Raw genomic sequence first — 16,981 nt, forward strand, 5'->3', positions numbered from 1 at the left:
CCCAGGAACCTTCTGGAATCAGGCATCTGTGAAAGCCGGCTGGCTGTTGGAGGCCTGAAAATCCAAGGATTTGGCGCCAATTAACTGCCCAAAGACCAGCCATCGCGGCATATTCAGGCTTTATATGATGGCGGGACTTGTCTGAACCCACCGGGTAAGTTATCTGTGCACAGGTTGCACCCACAGACCAGCCCGGAACTGCCCATGACCGTTGAAGTCCCTGCCCACGCCGGAAAACCCGCCAGCCGTATTCGCCAGAAAAACGAAGAAGCGATCATCAAGGCCGCCGAAGATGAATTCGCCCGTCATGGTTTCAAAGGCACCAGCATGAACACCATCGCGCAGAATGCCGGACTGCCCAAGGCCAATCTGCATTACTACTTCACCAACAAGCTGGGCTTGTACGTCGCCGTGTTGAGCAACATCCTCGAATTGTGGGACAGCACCTTCAATCACCTCAGAGCCGAGGACGACCCGGCCGAGGCCCTGGCCCGCTACATCCGCGCCAAGATCGAGTTCTCCCGCCGCCAGCCGCAGGCCTCGCGGATCTTCGCCATGGAGATCATCAGCGGCGGCGAATGCCTGAGCGAATACTTCAGCCAGGACTACCGCACCTGGTTCCAGGGCCGGGCCAACGTATTCCAGGCCTGGATCGACGCCGGCAAGATGGACCCGGTCGACCCGGTCCACCTGATCTTCCTGCTCTGGGGCAGCACCCAGCATTATGCCGACTTCGCCACGCAGATCTGCCGCGTCACCGGGCGCTCGCGCCTGACCAAGCAGGACATGGAAGAGGCCGGCAACAACCTGATCCGTATCATCCTCAAAGGCTGTGGCCTGACACCACCGCTCTGACCCTTCACTCAAAGCCGATTTCGTATGCCCTTTACCCTTGCCGGCCTTTGCGAATACCGAGAGGAAATTCGCAAAAGCCGCTTCATCACCCTCGCGGCACCGGTCACCAGCGCTGCCCAGGCTCAGGATTTCATCGAGCAGCACAGTGATCGGGATGCCACTCACAACTGCTGGGCCTGGAAGCTCGCCGACCAGTACCGCAGCAGCGACGACGGCGAGCCCGGCGGCACCGCCGGGCGACCGATCCTGGCCGCCATCGAGGCTCAGGACTGCGACCAGGTCGCGGTACTGGTCATCCGCTGGTACGGCGGCATCCAGCTGGGCACCGGCGGATTGGCCCGAGCCTACGGCGGCGGCGCCAACAAGTGCCTGCAGAATGCCGAGCGTATCGAGCTGATCAGCCGGGTGCCATTGCGCTGTGCCTGCAGCTTCAGCGAACTGGCCCTGGTCAAGCTGCGGGTGGCCGAAGCCGGCGGGCTGGTGGTCGCGGAAGACTTCACCGCCAATGGCGTGGAACTGCAACTGGCCGTCGGCGCCAGCCTGATCGACACCCTGCAACGTCAGCTGGCCGACCTCAGTCGCGGGCGCATTCTCCTGCAGCGATAATTGTCCACAGCCCCCGACAGTGCTCGAAAACGCACGCGGGCTTTTGCCCACAATCACTGTGCACCCGACTGTGGATAACCTGAGTACAGCCGCCTGTAACCCTTCTGTAACGTGGCTTTGCGGGCACTGATCAATTTTTATACAGTTGCTCACCACGGCTGGCGAAACTTTCTCGAAACAATGGCTTAGGCGCATTTAGCGTGTGTCGACGAGAGCTGCACGACGCTGATGCGCTGCCTCGGCGCTTGCTCACAAATACTGTGGAGCAAGCTGTGGATAACCCGTGCAAGGGTGGCCCGGCGGCCGGCCTGATACGGCTGGCGAACAATTGATTGTTTTTTGATCAACCAAACCAAAGCCCATCAGGCTTGCGCCCCCTGCTCCGATGGCAACTGCCCATCCTTTATCGGTAACGACTGTGCGATCGCCCAGGCGATCTCGAAAAACAGGATCACCGCGATAAATGCACTGGCGCCCTGGCTCAGTGCATAGGCCTGCCAGGTCGCGAACAGCATCCGACCGACAGCGTCATAACGACCGAACACCGGCTGTGGATCGCGGATGCGCAATACCGCCCAGACACAGACGATCGAGCCCATGAGGTTGGCCATCAGCACATGCAGCGGTTCGAATGACGGCAGTGTCCCCGCCAATCCCATCGCCTGCCCCCAGCCCTGCAAAAGCCCGTGCAACGCCAGGAACGTCCAGGGCGTGACAAACGCGGCGGTGACGATCAGATCGTACCAACCGCTGACCCGAACCAGGTGACGGTAGTGCTGCGTACTCCACATGGTGCAACTCCAGACTCATAAAGGAGTACAGAGCCTAAGGCCTGGAGTATGCTCCAAGGTCAAGCCTTTCAAAGAGACCCGCCCATGCGCATCGGTGAGTTAGCCCAGGCCAGCGCCGTCAGCCGCGATACCCTGCGATTCTACGAACAGCGCGGGCTGATCGTTGCTCGGCGCAGTGCCAACGGCTATCGCGACTACTCACCGGACATGCTGCAACTGGTGCTCTATATCAAGACCGCCCAGCGCCTGGGCTTCAGCCTTGGCGAGATCGGCAATAGCGTCGCCGCGCTGTGGAACGCCCCCGATCCGGACAGTGCGGTCACGCAGTTGCTACAGGACAAGCTGAACCTGATCGAGACGCGTATCGCCGAACTTGGCGAGTTGCGCCAGGAGTTGCAACATCGGCTGCAACAGAGTTGTCCTTTGAGAACGCAGACTTCATGACACAAGGAATTATCCCATGAGCAGTAAGAACGCATTGATCATCGGCGCCTCACGAGGCCTGGGTCTGGGACTGGTACAGCAACTGCTGGCCGATGGCTGGAACGTCACCGCTACCGTGCGCGATGCCGGCAAGGCAGATGCGCTGAAAGCCGCGGGCCCGGTGCAGATCGAAACCCTGGACATGGACGATCAGGCCGCCGTCGGCGCCCTCGCCGAACGCCTGCAAGGCCAGGTTTTCGACCTGTTGTTCGTCAACGCCGGGGTCAAGGGCCCGGCCGACCAGAAACCAGCCAATGCCACACAGGCGCAGATCGGCCAGTTGTTCCTGACCAACGCCATCGCCCCCATCGCCCTGGCCCAGCGTTTCGTCGGGCAGATCCGTTCCGGCTATGGCGTGATCGCCTTCATGAGTTCGGGGCTGGGCAGCGTGACCACCCCCGATGCGCCGGAATTGGCCTTCTACAAGGCCAGCAAGGCCGCACTGAACTCGATGACCAACAGTTTCCTGAGCGAAATCGAGGCACCGACCTTCACCGTGCTGTCGATGCACCCGGGCTGGGTGAAGACCGACATGGGCGGCGAAGACGCACAGATCGATGTCGCAACCAGCACCCGTGGCCTGATCGACCAGGTGAACGCCTTCGCCGGTCGCGGCGGCCATCACTTCATCAACTACAAGGGCGAGACCATTCCCTGGTAAGCCACTAGAGCCCCAGCAGCGAGAGCATGATGAACGTGGCGAACAGCACGAAGTGAGTCATGCCCTCGATGGCATTGGTTTCGCCATCGTTGAGGTTGATCGCGCTGACGATCAGGGTGATGAACACCATCACCGTCTGCACCGGCGTCATCGCCATCTGGAACGGCTGGCCGGTATAGAGCGCCATGGCCTCCATCACCGGCACGGTCAGGATCACCGTCGACAACGACGCCCCCAGCGCGATATTGACCACCGACTGCATGCGGTTGGCCAGCGCCGCGCGCAGGGCCGTGAGGATTTCCGGGGCCGCGGAAATCGCCGCCACCAGAATGGCCGTGATCACCGGCGGTGCGCCGGTACCTTCCAGTCCCAGGTCGAGCGCCTTGGACATCACCTCGGCCAGCGCGCCGATCACCACGATGCCCAGCACCAGGATGGCGATGGACCGGCTCAGATTGCCTTGCGGATGCTCCTCATGACCGGGCTCCCGGCGTTTTTTCTCCGGGTAGCTGTAGCTGAAGAAATAACTGTGGGAACCGACCTGCATGCGCAGGAACAGGGTGTACAACAGCACCATCGCGCCGATGGTGAACGCCGAATAGACTTTCCAGTCCGCTTCGGGAATGAACTCCGGTACCACCATCGATACCCCCATCGCGGTGAGGATCATCACGCTGTAGGTGCGTGCCGAGTCATCGTTGTAGGGCTGCTCGCCATGCTTGATCCCGCCCATCAGCGCGGCCAGGCCGAGGATGCCGTTGATATCGAGCATCACTGCCGAATAGATAGTGTCGCGCACCAGAGTCGGCGAGGCCTCGTTGCTCATCATGATCGCCAGGATCACCACTTCCACCAGCACCGCCGACAGGGTCAGGATCATCGTGCCGTAGGGATCGCCGACCTTCTCCGCCAACAACTCGGCATGGTGGGCCACACGCAGCGAGGCACAGACGATCGCACCGATCAGTACCAGCCCGGAAATCAGCGCCACGCCGCGACCGTTGTGCAGCAGCGCGTGTTCCAGAGGGAACGCGAGGGCCGCCATGATCAGGGCTAACAACAGGAATTTTTCTTCTCGTAACAGAGTGAGCATCGCAAGGTCTCGAGGGTGATGACTGACAGACTGCGGCGAACCGACAGCGTTTCTTCCTTGGTCGGCGACAGAGAGCACGCTGAACGCCTGGTCAGGTTTTAGCAAATATTTTGTTTCACATCTGTAGAATGTTCGCCATCTGCACCTGATGAGAACCGAACATGTACGACTGGCTCAACGCCCTGCCCAAGGCCGAACTGCACCTGCACCTGGAAGGCTCGCTGGAGCCCGAGCTGTTGTTTGCCCTGGCTGAACGCAACAAGATCGCCCTGCCCTGGAACGATGTGGACACCCTGCGCCAGGCCTACGCCTTCAACAACCTGCAGGAATTCCTCGACCTGTACTACCAGGGCGCCGATGTGCTGCGCACCTCACAGGATTTCTACGACCTGACCTGGGCCTACCTGCTGCGCTGCAAGGAACAGAACGTCATCCATACCGAGCCGTTCTTCGACCCGCAGACCCACACCGACCGGGGCATTCCCTTCGAGGTGGTGCTCAACGGCATCGCCGCCGCACTCAAGGATGGCGAGCAGCAACTGGGCATCAGCAGCGGCCTGATCCTCAGCTTCCTGCGTCACTTGAGCGAAGACGAAGCGCAGAAGACTCTGGACCAGGCCCTGCCGTTTCGTGACGCGTTCGTCGCGGTCGGGCTGGACAGCTCGGAAATGGGCCACCCGCCCAGCAAGTTCCAGCGGGTGTTCGACCGCGCACGCGCCGAAGGATTCCTCACCGTGGCCCACGCGGGTGAAGAAGGTCCACCGGAGTACATCTGGGAAGCCCTCGACCTGCTGAAAATCCAGCGGATCGACCACGGCGTCCGGGCCATCGAAGATGAGCGACTGATGCAACGCATCATCGACGAACAGATTCCGTTGACCGTCTGCCCGCTGTCGAACACCAAGCTGTGTGTATTCGACCACATGTCCCAGCACAACATCCTCGACATGCTCGAACGTGGCGTAAAGGTGACGGTGAACTCGGATGATCCGGCGTACTTCGGTGGTTATGTCACCGAGAACTTCCATGCCCTGCACACCCATCTCGGCATGACCCAGGACCAGGCCCGACGCCTGGCGCAGAACAGCCTGGATGCCCGCCTGGTCAAGCCTTGAGCGATATCAGTATCTGGCTGATATCTGTATCTCGCTGATATCGGTAGGAGCAGGGCTTGCCCGCGAAGCTTTTGGCGTCATTGAGGACGCCTTCGCGGGCAAGCCCTGCTCCTACACGGGATGACAGAGCGAATCAGCGCGCCTCTTCACTCAACTCCTCCAGCGAGCGCCCTCGGGTCTCCATACCAAAACAGCCGACCACCAGCGCCGCGATCACAAAGCACAACGCGCCCAACGCAAATACCCCGCCCTGGCCCATCACCGGAAACACTAACCCGGTCACCAAGGGTCCAAGCAGCGACCCGACCCGGCCGATGGCCGAGGCGAACCCCGAGCCGGTGGCCCGCGCCGAGGTCGGATACAGCTCCGGCGTGTAGGTATAGAGCACCGCCCACATGCCAAACAGAAAGAACTGCATCAGCAGGCCGGAACCGATCAGCAGGCTCACATTCCCCCCAAACACCGCGCTCTGCCCGTAGAAAAACGCCATCACCCCGCCGCCGAGCAGGGTAACGATGCACACCGGTTTGCGCCCCCAGCGCTCCACCAGCCAGGCCGCCGCCAGGAAACCGGGAATGCCGCCCAGAGAAATCAGCACCGTGTAGTACACCGACTGGGTCACGGCAAAACCCGACTGCTGCAGCAACGCGCTGAGCCACGACGTCAGGCCATAGAAGCCCAGCAAGGCAAAGAACCAGACACTCCAGATCATCATCGTGCGCTGGCGGTACATCGGCGACCACAACTGCCGGAACGCCGAGAAGAAACTCGGCTCACGCTCGACACCCCGGGGCAGGTGCGCAGGTGTAGGCAATGAACTGAGCTTGAGCGAAACACGGACCCGCTCCTCGATCCCGCTCAGTACCTTGTCCGCCACCGCGTGGTGGCCCGCCTGCTCTAGCCAGCGCGGCGACTCGGGAATGAAGAAACGAATCGCCAGCACGAATACCGCCGGCACGGCCAGCACCAGGAAGATGTCACGCCAGCCCACCAGCGGCAGCAGGAAGTACGACAACAACCCCGCCGCGACAAAACCGAGTGGCCAGAAACCATCCATCAGGGCGATATAGCGCCCGCGTCGCTTGGTCGGGATCAACTCCGACAGCATCGACTGGGCGATCGGAAATTCCATGCCCATGCCGATCCCCAGCAGTACCCGGAACAGCGTCAGCGTCTCGACGGTCTGTGCCGTGGAACACAGATAGCTGGCCAGCCCCCACAACACGATACTCCACTGGAACACCGGCTTGCGCCCGAAACGGTCGGCGAGCAGACCCGACAGCGAGGCCCCCAGTACCATGCCGAAGAAGCTCGAACTGACCAGCAGCCCGGCCTGGGCGCTGCTCAGGGCGAACTCGGCTTTGATCGAGCCGAGCAGGAACGTCATCATCGCCAGGTCCATCGAGTCGAAGAAAAAGGCCAGGGCAATGATGATGAAGATCAGCCGGTGATAACCGCTGATCGGCAACCGCTCCAGTCGTTCAGCCGCACTATAGCCTTGAGTTTCCATGGGATGTCCCTCGATTCGAATGCCTCGATCGAGTGTGCGGTATCACCGGATGACGTTAAGCCTGAGTGCGACCTGTCTACAGCCGTGAGCGACGCCTGCAGCTTCCCTGCCGCAGGTGACGGTGTGATTCAGCCGGCCAGTTCCAGCTCGACCAGGGCGGCGAACTTGTCGATCTGCCGCTCGCCGTTGGGAGAAATGCGCAGAGCCCTGGAATCCTCCATCGCGCCGAGCCAGCCCGACTGCAGGAACAACTGCAGCAACCCCGCGCCGAGCACGCCGCCCAGATGCGGGCGACGCTCACGCACGTCATGGCAGACACAAACCGTCTCATGGCGCCCATGGGCCAGCGCCTGGATGTACAAGCCGCGCTCGGCGAAGCGCTGGGCACCGACGCTGGTCACCCGGATGCGCTGATCGTGCTGTTCGATCCAGCCGGCCGCCAGCAGGCGCTGATACAGCTCACAGGCCAGTTCCCCACCCAGGTGGTCGTGACACTGCCGGGCGCGCTTGAGCGCCGCCGTATCCGGGGTCTGGAGCTTGATCGAATGATTCACCGCCAACGGCGCGCTGGCCAGCGAGGCATTGGCAAGGGCTTCCACGGCGGTCGCGATCTCCGGTGCGGACAGGCGGAAGAAGCGTTTGCGGCCACGGGCTTCCAGGCGCAACAGACCGCCGGCACTCAGGCGGGCCAGATGGGCACTGGCAGATGAAAGGGACAAACCGGCCAGCAGAGCCAACTCATCGGCGGATCGTGCGCTGCCATCGAGCAACGCCCACATCATGGCGCTGCGCTTGGGGTCGGCAAGCAGCGTGGCTATCTGGCTGATGCAAGGTGCGTATTCCATGTTTTCACTCCCTGTTGAAACACTGATCGACTGCACAACGCCATACTGAGAAGTTACTCAATTCAAACCAAGACGCAAAAGTGCCAAAAGCCGGGAATTTTTCCTTATATCCCGATCAACTCCGGCGAACGTAACAAAATGCGTTTCACTGCCTAGGCGCTGGATCCAATGATTCAAGCCTAAACCACAATGGAACAGGCGCCGACTTTATTCCTGAATGGGTTGTAACAAGAAGCCCTCGTTTATTGCCCTGCGCGCACCAGGCGAACCGGGGCCTGGCGCGACAGTTCGGCGCAACGTCGGCTGAGCATTTCACGCAGCAGGTTCACCGGCTTACTCAATTGCGCGCGATGGGCGCACAACAGATTCAGCGGCGCTCGTTCGCAGGACAGCTCCGGCAACAGCACCTTCAAGCGCCCGGCCAACACATCACTGCCGACATCCAGCCAGGACTTGTAGACGACCCCCGCTCCGGCCAGTGCCCACAGGCGCACCACATCGGCATCGTCACTGAGACGATCGCCGCTGACCGTCAGGCCGATATCACGGCGGCCATCGTGAAAGCTCCAGTGATCGTGGACCCGACCGCCCAGCATGAACAGCAGACAGTTGTGCTGGGTCAGTTGCTCAAGCGTCGTCGGCTCACCGTGACGCGCCAGGTAATAAGGCGCCGCGCACAACACCCGACGATTGTCCGCGGCGATCGGCAGCGCCACCAGGCTCGAATCCTCCGGCTCGCCATAGCGCAGGGCGATATCCACCGGCTGACGGAACAGGTCGGCGATCCGGTCGCCCAGCAGCAGCCGGACCGTCAGCCGCGGATGCTCGCGCTGGAACTCGTCGAGCCAGGGCAGCAACACATTGCGACCAAAATCCGAAGGCGCCGACAACTGCAGAATGCCGCTGACCTGTTCCTGACCGCTGGCCAGCAAGCGTCGCCCTTCATCCAGATTGCCCAGCGCCGCCCGTGCGTACGCCAGAAAACCTTCGCCTTCGGCGGTCAGCCGCAGGCTGCGGGTCGAGCGAGCCAGCAGGCGCGCGCCAAGTTGCTGCTCGACGCGCTTGAGCGAAGCACTGGCCACCGCCGGAGAAAGGTCCATGACCCGCGCTGCTGCGGAAAGGCTGCCCAGGTCGGCGGCCCGCACGAACAATTGCAAATCATCGAAGCGCAACATCCCGACCTCGGCATTATCAAAAAAATATTGAAAGAGACTGCCGTTTTAGCCGGTTTTATCGCCGAAGGAAATCGCCAATCATGGAAGCATCGAAAGGCCAGACCTTTCACCTCTTCCTATCTCGTTTACGGAGACCCGAGCATGAAAGCCATTGCCTTCTACAGCGCCTTGCCCATCAGCGATCCACACTCGCTGCAAGATATCGAACTGCCCACCCCGATCGCCGGCCCCCGTGATCTGCTGGTCGAGGTCAAGGCCATTTCGGTCAACCCCGTGGACACCAAGGTCCGCCAGCACATGCCGCCGGCAAACGGTGAAGCCAAGGTATTGGGCTGGGACGTAGCCGGTGTGGTCAAGGCGGTCGGCAGCGACGTCAGCCTGTTCAAGGTCGGCGACAAGGTGTTCTATGCCGGTTCCCTGATCCGCCCTGGTGCCAACAGCGAACTGCATGTGGTCGACGAGCGGATCGTTGGGCGCATGCCGCAAAGCCTGGGTTTCGCCGACGCAGCCGCCTTGCCGTTGACCGCGATCACCGCCTGGGAGTTGCTGTTCGAGCGCCTGCAAGTTCCCGAAGGCAAGGCCGACCTGGGTCAGAGCCTGCTGATCGTCGGTGCGGCCGGTGGCGTGGGATCGATTCTGACGCAACTGGCCAGCCAGTTGACCGGACTGAAAGTCATCGGCACCGCCTCGCGGCCCGAGACCCGGGACTGGGTGCAGGCACTCGGCGCCGACCTGGTGATCGACCACAGCAAGCCGCTGAGCGAAGAACTCAAGGCCCACGGCCAGCAGCACGTCACCCATGTCGCCAGCCTGACCCAGACCGACACGCATCTGGCGCAATTGGTCGAAGCGCTCAAGCCTCAGGGCAAGCTGGCCCTGATCGACGACCCGCAAAACCTTGAGGTGAGTCAACTCAAGCGCAAGAGCCTGTCGCTGCACTGGGAGTTCATGTACACCCGCTCGATGTTCGAGACCGAGGACATGATCGAACAACACCATCTGCTCAACCGGGTCGCCGAACTGATCGATGCGGGCGTGCTGAAAACCACGGTCGGCGAGCACTTCGGCCAGATCAACGCGACTAACCTGCGCCGGGCCCATGCCTTGCTGGAAAGCGGCAAGGCCAAGGGCAAGATCGTCCTGGAAGGGTTCTGAGTCAGGGCGGCGGGGCGGCACCTCGGCTCGTCCCGCCACCTGGTCGCGCGGTAGAGATAGCGCAATGACTCAGCGAAAAACCGTCATTGCCCTCTGACAGAACAGGCAGAAATGCCGTCAGTCAGATCTGTGATCGCCCTCTTATCCCCACACGGAATCAGGTTTACAATGGCCGCCTTTGCCAACCAGAGGAAGTCAGCCATGAAGATCCTTGTCAAAGCGTTAGCAAAATCCCGCGGCAACCAATGGCAGGTCCGGCTCGACCAGCACGCGATCACCTTCCGCAGCGAAGCCGAAGCCCGTGCCTTCGCCAGCACCCTGCAGGCACGCCTGCAAGCCCCTCACGCCTTCCCCGAGCAACGAGCCGTTGGCTGACTAACCACGCGCCATTTCCAGGCGCCGGGTCACCATGGCGACTGTTACCGCCAACACCCCGCACAGGGCGATCACCAGCGCCATCGGAGTGGCGCTGCCATCGTGCAGCAGCCCGACCAGGGATGCGGCGCCTGCGGCAACACTGAACTGCAGGCAGCCGAACATCGCCGAGGCGCTGCCGGCTCGTGCGCCCTGCCCGCGCATGGCGCAGGCGGCGGCATTAGGGACGATGCAGCCCAGGCTGGCGATGCAGATGAACAACGGGACCAGCAACGGCCAGAGCTGCGTGGTGTGCAAGAGGCTGATGCCCAGCAGTGACAGTCCCGCCGCCACATAGACCCAGACCGCGCGGGCCAGCAGCAGCGCCGGCCCCAACTTGCCCAGCAGCCGGGCATTGACCTGGGCCACCAGGATGAAGCCTGCCGCATTGCTACCGAACAACCAGCCGTAATGCTCGGCAGGAATGCCATACAGCTTGATGAAGACGAATGGCGAGCCGGCGATATAGGCAAACATCCCGGCGATGGCGATACCGCCCGTCAGCGCGTGGCCAACGAACACCCGGTCGGACAGCAGGCGGCCGTACTGGCGCAAAGCCCCCGACAATGGTTGGCGCGGCTGGTCGACAGGCAGGCTCTCCGGCAGGCCGAATGCCACGGCAAAGGCGGACAACGCACTGAACAACGTCAGCACGATGAAAATCGACTGCCAACCGTAAAGGTTGACCAACACCCCGCCGAGCATCGGCGCGAGGATCGGTGCCAGCCCGGTGACCAGCATCAGTTGCGAAAAGACCTTGGCCGACCCGATGGCATCACACTTGTCGCTGACCATTGCCCGGGAAATCACCGTACCCGCGCAACCACCCAGCGCCTGCAGGAAACGTGCGGCGATCAGCCACTCCAGACTCGGCGCGAAAGCACAGACCAGGGAAGCCAGGGTGAACAGCGCGACGCCGACAAGCAAGGGACCACGCCGACCGAAACGATCCGCCAACGGGCCATACACCAGTTGCCCGATGGACAAGCCGAAGAAATACACCGCCAGCGTCAGCTGGATATGTTTTTCATCGGTACCGAAAGCAACGGCCATCGCCGGGAAACCCGGCAAGTAAAAGTCGATGGCCAGGGGCGCGAAGGCACTCAGGGCACCGAGAATCAGGATCGTTCGTAGGTTCATCAGGCATCCGGTAAACAGCTGTGTGCACAGCCGGCTAGTTTAACCGTGCGCGGATACCTTGAACATTCCGATAGGCCGCTAACTAAATAAATACCCGACCCACGTACTCGGTTGGCCGGGCAAGCTGCTCAAATCACTTCACTTTCAGCCGGCCAGCTTCGCCTCGTAGCCTTCTTCGACAATGGCACTGATGACTTCATCCGCCGACAAGCGACTCTGCACCCCGACTTCCTTCGCCCCCAGGTCGACCTGGACGCTGGCCGCCGGATCCTTGGCCTGGACCGCAGAAGTGATCGCCTTGACGCAGTGACCGCAGGACATACCCTGAACATTGAAGACTTGCATGATGCTTCTCCTGTATTGAGGTGGCGACAGTTTCAAGCTTGCCACCATAGCAAGGTCAAGTTCCTGAATGATCTGCCGGGCTGGCATTTCGCTCGCCCCTGCGCCAAGCTTCGTCATCAACGATTCAACCGTAGGAGATTCAGTCATGCGCTGGTCAGCTTTCGGCCTGTTTGGCCTTCTCAGCCTGTTCGGGGCCTCCCCTTTTGCCAGCGCCGCCGGAGAAAACTACGGGGTGCTGATCATCTCCCGTGAACGCCTGGAGGTCTCCACGTCCTGTGAAATCGGCGTTTACCTGCAGGATCAGTTGTCGGGGCGGTTGTTCGCCGAACAGGCCATCTCCTTCAATCTGCCGCCGGGCGATGTGTCGATTCGCCTGAAGTCCTTGCCGGGCCAGGCCCCCGGCTGCAACGCCAGCCTGTTGGCAACGCCCGAGCAGGTGATCAAGCTCAATGGCGGCGACGTGCGCAAGTTCGCCATTGTCGCCAGCCCGACCGGTCTGCGCCTCAAGCAGGTGTCGCTGGGTTATCAGTAAACCGGACAATGTCGCGAATAGAGGCTTGACCTTGCCAAGGTGGCAAGGTTGATCCTGTGGGCAACTTCTTCAGGAGTATCGCCCATGCCGCAATCCACCACCTTTGATCTGCCGATCGCCGGCATGACCTGCGCCAGTTGCGCCGGCCGGGTCGAACGGGCCTTGCGCAAGGTGGCAGGCGCCAGCGCGGTCAGCGTCAATCTCGCCACCGAACAGGCCCGAGTCCAGGCACCGGCCGACAGCCTGCCGGCGCTGCTGCAGGCGGTGGAACAGGCCGGTTACCAGGTTCCCAGCCAGACGCTGGCACTGGATATCGGCGGCATGACCTGCGCCTCCTGTGCCGGCCGGGTCGAGCGGGCGTTGCACAAGGTCGCCGGCGTGCGTGCTGTCAGCGTCAACCTGGCCAGCGAACGCGCATACCTTGAGTCAGTGGGGCCTCTCGACCACGCCGCGCTGATCGCTGCGGTCGAGGCCGCCGGTTACTCGGCCAGCCTGCACGACAACCAGAGCCCCGTCGCCCAGCCCCAGGCACAACGCCTGGGACGTGAGCGCTGGCAATTGTTGCTGGCCCTCGCGCTGGCCCTGCCGCTGGTGCTGCCGATGCTCGCCCAGCCGTTCGGGCATGACTGGATGCTGCCGGCCTGGCTGCAATTCGCCCTGGCAACGCCGGTGCAGTTCATTCTCGGCGCGCGCTTTTATGTCGCGGCCTGGAAAGCGCTCAAGGCCGGCACCGGAAACATGGACCTGCTGGTGGCACTCGGTACCAGCGCCGGCTACGGCCTGAGTCTCTACCAGTGGGCCAATGCCCATCCGGGCCACATGCCCCATCTGTACTTCGAAGCCTCGGCGGTGGTGATCGCCCTGGTGCTGCTGGGCAAATACCTGGAAAGCCGCGCCAAACGCCAGACCGCCAGCGCCATCCGCGCCCTGGAGGCCTTGCGTCCGGAACGGGCGACCCAACTGATCGACGGCCGTGAACAGGAAGTCGCCATCAGCGCCCTGCGGCTGGGCGACCTGGTGCTGGTCAAGCCCGGCGAACGATTCCCGGTGGACGGCGAGGTGGTCGACGGCCAGAGCCACGCCGACGAAGCACTGATCAGCGGCGAGAGCCTGCCAGTGCCGAAACAGCCGGGGGACACAGTCACCGGCGGCGCCATCAACGGTGAAGGCCGGCTGTTGGTCAAGACCCTGGCGCTGGGCGCCGAGACGGTCCTGGCGCGGATCATTCGCCTGGTGGAAGATGCCCAGGCCGGCAAGGCGCCGATCCAGAAACTGGTGGACAAGGTCAGCCAGGTGTTCGTCCCCAGCGTCTTGCTGCTGGCCCTGGCGACCTTGCTCGGCTGGTGGCTGTACGGCGCCCCGCTGGAAACCGCAGTGATCAACGCGGTAGCGGTGCTGGTGATTGCCTGCCCCTGCGCCCTGGGCCTGGCGACGCCGACCGCGATCATGGCCGGCACCGGCGTCGCCGCGCGCCACGGCATCCTGATCAAGGATGCCGAAGCCCTGGAACGCGCCCATGAGGTCAGCCGCGTGGTATTCGACAAGACCGGCACGCTGACCTCCGGCACTCCGCGTATCGCCCACCTGTCAGCCGTGAACGGCGATGAGGCGCAGGCGCTGCAATGGGCCGGCGCCCTGCAACGCGGCAGCGAACACCCGCTGGCCAGGGCAGTGCTCGACGCCTGCGCCGAACGTGGCCTGGCAGTCGCGGATATCCGTGCCAGCCGTTCGCTGACCGGACGTGGCATCGCCGGTGAACTGGACGACCGCGCGCTGGCACTGGGCAACCGCCGCCTGCTCGACGAAAGCGGCCTGCCGCCAGGCGCTCTGCAAGAGCTGGCGAACGCCTGGGAAACCGAGGGTCGTACCCTGTCCTGGTTGATCGAGCAGAGCCCGCAGCCACAAGTACTGGCCCTGTTCGCCTTCGGCGACACCCTCAAGGCCGGCGCGGCGCAAGCCATCGCGCAACTCAATGCACGGCAGATCAGCAGCCACCTGTTGACCGGCGACAATCGTGGCAGCGCCCATGTGGTCGCCCAGGCCCTGGGCATCACCGATGTGCACGCCGAAGTGTTGCCGGCCGACAAGGCCGCCATCGTCGGCGAACTGAAAAAGACCGGCGTGGTGGCCATGGTCGGCGACGGCATCAACGATGCGCCGGCGCTGGCTGCTGCGAATATCGGCATCGCCATGGGCGGCGGCACCGATGTCGCCATGCAGGCCGCCGGCATCACCCTGATGCGCGGCGATCCTCGGCTGGTACCGGCAGCGCTGGAAATCAGCCGCAAGACCTATGCGAAGATCCGGCAGAATCTGTTCTGGGCTTTCGTCTATAACCTGATCGGCATCCCGCTGGCCGCCTTCGGCCTGCTCAACCCGGTGCTGGCGGGGGCGGCAATGGCGCTGTCCAGCGTCAGTGTGGTCAGCAACGCGCTGTTGCTCAAGACCTGGAAACCCCAAGACATCGACTGAAGGAGACGTCATGAACATCGGCCAAGCAGCCCGCCAGAGCGGCCTGAGCGCGAAGATGATTCGTTATTACGAGTCGATCGGTCTGCTCAAGGCCGCCACACGTACGGACAGCGGCTACCGCGTGTACGGCCCGGACGAACTGCACACCCTGGCGTTCATCAAGCGCTCGCGGGACCTGGGTTTCTCGCTGGAGGAAGTCGGCAAACTGCTGACGCTCTGGCAGGATCGCCAGCGCGCCAGCGCCGACGTGAAAGCCCTGGCGCGCCAGCACATCGACGATCTGAACCGCAAGATCGACGAACTGGCCACCCTGCGCGATACCCTGCAGGAGTTGGTGGAACACTGCCACGGTGACCACCGCCCGGACTGCCCGATCCTCAAGGATCTGGCCTCGGGCAGTTGCTGTACACAGAACTGAGCGCGGTGCCCTCTCGACAGGGGGGGCAACAGCACTGTCAGTGCTGCATCCAGGGCGGCGTCGGCTCCTCGGCCGGTTTGCCGCGAGGAGCATCGTCTGCCGAACGGATCGCCTGCCGGCGTTCTTCATCGAAACGCGCCGCCTCGATCTCGCGCAGTACGCCACCTACGTCCGCCTGCGCCTGGGGATCGTCGAACTCACCCGTCAGCACACTGCCGGGATGCAAGGTGCCGGCCTTGTACAATTCCCATATTTCCTTGGCGTAGCGGGTTTCCTTGAGTTCCGGGGCAAATCGACCGAAATAGGACGCCATGTTGCCGACGTCCCGCTCCAGCATGCTGAACGCATGGTTGTTGCCCGCCGCGTCGACGGCCTGGGGCAGGTCGATAATTACCGGGCCATCCGGCGCCAGCAGCACGTTGAACTCCGACAGGTCACCGTGCACCAGACCGGCGCACAGCATCAGCACGATCTGCGAGATCAGCAGCGCGTGGTACTCACGCGCCTGCTCGGGTTCCAACACCACATCGTTGAGACGTGGCGCCGCCTCGCCGTATTCGTCGGCGACCAGTTCCATCAGCAATACGCCATCGAGAAAGTCGAACGGCTTGGGCACCCGCACCCCGGCACTGGCCAGACGGAACAGGGCTGCCACCTCGGCGTTCTGCCAGGCATCCTCGGTTTCCTTGCGCCCGAACTTGGAGCCCTTGGCCATCGCCCGGGCCTGACGGCTGTTACGTACCTTGCGGCCTTCCTGATACTCGGCGGCCTGACGAAAGCTTCGTTTGTTCGCCTCCTTGTAAACCTTGGCGCAGCGCAGCTCCTTGCCACAGCGCACCACATAGACAGCTGCCTCTTTGCCACTCATCAGAGGGCGCAGCACTTCGTCGACCAGACCGTCTTCGATCAGCGGTTCAATGCGTTTTGGAGTCTTCATCAGCTTTTATTCTGGGTCCTTTATTACCAAATACGCGACCATCATTCGTTGCGTGGCCATCCTCTCACAGCGAGTGGAAGATGCCGACCCCGAATGCTCTCCAATGCACTCAATGTGCCAGATTACTGCAGTAAAGCCAGTGCCCCAAGCAGAATAGCCGACACCCGTCGGACCATGATCGTGCTCATATGCTGTCAATTGCGACAATTCCCGGGACACGAATACTCGACAAAAATCTGAATATTCGCCAGACGGCCTAAATTTTCTTTCTCCCTGGCCGAAGCGTTCAAGGAGAGTTGTTATTTTGTCGAGCCCTCGACATGTCGCCTGCGAAACGGAGCTTCGTACCGCTCGACTTTCACGACAGCACTGTTCCGCGTGTCATCGACACCTGCGGGCCTACAAAAAACTGGAGCACGGATGAACATCAAGCA

Annotated in this window: 18 protein-coding genes; 10 read left to right on the top strand and 8 right to left on the bottom strand. The window is 62.3% G+C overall.

Annotation, left to right across the window (positions count from 1 at the left end; genetic code table 11):
* Positions 1–204 precede the first annotated feature (204 nt).
* Positions 205–855, top strand: a complete 651-nt coding sequence (locus BLU37_RS03915; RefSeq protein WP_010444291.1) for a TetR/AcrR family transcriptional regulator — start codon at positions 205–207, stop codon at positions 853–855.
* A 24-nt stretch (positions 856–879) separates the two neighbouring features.
* Entirely contained in the window at positions 880–1,461 is a 582-nt protein-coding gene (locus tag BLU37_RS03920) for an IMPACT family protein (RefSeq protein WP_010444292.1), read from the top strand.
* Between the two features lie 362 nt (positions 1,462–1,823).
* Here BLU37_RS03920 and BLU37_RS03925 read toward each other — a convergent pair whose 3' ends face one another.
* Entirely contained in the window at positions 1,824–2,252 is a 429-nt protein-coding gene (locus tag BLU37_RS03925; protein WP_090202417.1) for a hypothetical protein, read from the bottom strand.
* An 84-nt stretch (positions 2,253–2,336) separates the two neighbouring features.
* Between BLU37_RS03925 and BLU37_RS03930 the strand changes: the two genes are divergently transcribed.
* Together BLU37_RS03930 and BLU37_RS03935 are read left to right on the top strand one after the other, a co-directional pair.
* On the top strand, positions 2,337–2,696 hold the full coding sequence (locus BLU37_RS03930; RefSeq protein ID WP_010444294.1) for a MerR family transcriptional regulator: 360 nt from the start codon (positions 2,337–2,339) through the stop codon (positions 2,694–2,696).
* 16 nt (positions 2,697–2,712) lie between these two features.
* Positions 2,713–3,396 (top strand): SDR family oxidoreductase, encoded by a 684-nt coding sequence (locus BLU37_RS03935; protein ID WP_090202420.1) that lies wholly within the window; start codon positions 2,713–2,715, stop codon positions 3,394–3,396.
* Between the two features lie 4 nt (positions 3,397–3,400).
* Here BLU37_RS03935 and BLU37_RS03940 read toward each other — a convergent pair whose 3' ends face one another.
* Positions 3,401–4,489 (bottom strand): calcium:proton antiporter, encoded by a 1,089-nt coding sequence (locus tag BLU37_RS03940; protein ID WP_010444296.1) that lies wholly within the window; start codon positions 4,487–4,489, stop codon positions 3,401–3,403.
* Positions 4,490–4,650: 161 nt separating this feature from the next.
* Here BLU37_RS03940 and BLU37_RS03945 point away from each other — a divergent pair, with 161 nt between their 5' ends.
* On the top strand, positions 4,651–5,604 hold the full coding sequence (locus tag BLU37_RS03945; RefSeq protein WP_010444297.1) for an adenosine deaminase: 954 nt from the start codon (positions 4,651–4,653) through the stop codon (positions 5,602–5,604).
* Positions 5,605–5,737: 133 nt separating this feature from the next.
* Here BLU37_RS03945 and BLU37_RS03950 read toward each other — a convergent pair whose 3' ends face one another.
* From BLU37_RS03950 to BLU37_RS03960, 3 genes are all read right to left on the bottom strand, one after another.
* Positions 5,738–7,114, bottom strand: coding sequence for an MFS transporter (locus BLU37_RS03950; protein ID WP_090202423.1), 1,377 nt, complete (start codon positions 7,112–7,114; stop codon positions 5,738–5,740).
* A 128-nt stretch (positions 7,115–7,242) separates the two neighbouring features.
* The gene (locus BLU37_RS03955) at positions 7,243–7,959 is read right to left on the bottom strand and encodes an ArsR/SmtB family transcription factor (protein WP_090202426.1); all 717 of its coding nucleotides are present in this window, start codon (positions 7,957–7,959) and stop codon (positions 7,243–7,245) included.
* A gap of 242 nt (positions 7,960–8,201) precedes the next feature.
* The gene (locus BLU37_RS03960; RefSeq protein ID WP_090202428.1) at positions 8,202–9,134 is read right to left on the bottom strand and encodes a LysR family transcriptional regulator; all 933 of its coding nucleotides are present in this window, start codon (positions 9,132–9,134) and stop codon (positions 8,202–8,204) included.
* A 141-nt stretch (positions 9,135–9,275) separates the two neighbouring features.
* On the opposite strand from BLU37_RS03960, the gene BLU37_RS03965 reads away from it, so the two are divergent.
* On the top strand, positions 9,276–10,289 hold the full coding sequence (locus BLU37_RS03965; protein ID WP_090202431.1) for a zinc-binding alcohol dehydrogenase family protein: 1,014 nt from the start codon (positions 9,276–9,278) through the stop codon (positions 10,287–10,289).
* Between the two features lie 201 nt (positions 10,290–10,490).
* A complete protein-coding gene (locus BLU37_RS29215) occupies positions 10,491–10,664 on the top strand; it encodes a hypothetical protein (RefSeq protein ID WP_010444302.1) in 174 nt (57 codons plus the stop codon).
* On the opposite strand, the gene BLU37_RS03970 is transcribed toward BLU37_RS29215, so the two are convergent.
* Positions 10,665–11,843 carry a multidrug effflux MFS transporter gene (locus BLU37_RS03970; RefSeq protein ID WP_090202434.1) on the bottom strand — a complete coding sequence of 393 codons (1,179 nt, stop codon included), beginning with the start codon at positions 11,841–11,843 and terminating at the stop codon, positions 10,665–10,667.
* Between the two features lie 144 nt (positions 11,844–11,987).
* Positions 11,988–12,188 carry a heavy-metal-associated domain-containing protein gene (locus BLU37_RS03975; protein ID WP_010444304.1) on the bottom strand — a complete coding sequence of 67 codons (201 nt, stop codon included), beginning with the start codon at positions 12,186–12,188 and terminating at the stop codon, positions 11,988–11,990.
* Between the two features lie 145 nt (positions 12,189–12,333).
* Between BLU37_RS03975 and BLU37_RS03980 the strand changes: the two genes are divergently transcribed.
* From BLU37_RS03980 to cueR, 3 genes are all read left to right on the top strand, one after another.
* Positions 12,334–12,720: a hypothetical protein gene (locus BLU37_RS03980; RefSeq protein WP_090202437.1), complete on the top strand. Its 387-nt coding sequence runs from the start codon at positions 12,334–12,336 to the stop codon at positions 12,718–12,720.
* Positions 12,721–12,804: 84 nt separating this feature from the next.
* Entirely contained in the window at positions 12,805–15,192 is a 2,388-nt protein-coding gene (locus BLU37_RS03985) for a heavy metal translocating P-type ATPase (protein ID WP_090202440.1), read from the top strand.
* A 10-nt stretch (positions 15,193–15,202) separates the two neighbouring features.
* A complete protein-coding gene (gene cueR / locus BLU37_RS03990) occupies positions 15,203–15,610 on the top strand; it encodes a Cu(I)-responsive transcriptional regulator (protein ID WP_090202442.1) in 408 nt (135 codons plus the stop codon).
* 37 nt (positions 15,611–15,647) lie between these two features.
* Here the strand turns inward: cueR and BLU37_RS03995 are convergent, their stop codons facing one another.
* Positions 15,648–16,547 (bottom strand): PA4780 family RIO1-like protein kinase, encoded by a 900-nt coding sequence (locus BLU37_RS03995; RefSeq protein ID WP_090202445.1) that lies wholly within the window; start codon positions 16,545–16,547, stop codon positions 15,648–15,650.
* Between the last annotated feature and the right edge of the window lie 434 nt (positions 16,548–16,981).

Origin of the sequence: Pseudomonas asplenii, from assembly GCF_900105475.1 — a bacterium.
GTDB classification, from domain to species: Bacteria; Pseudomonadota; Gammaproteobacteria; order Pseudomonadales; family Pseudomonadaceae; genus Aquipseudomonas; species Aquipseudomonas asplenii.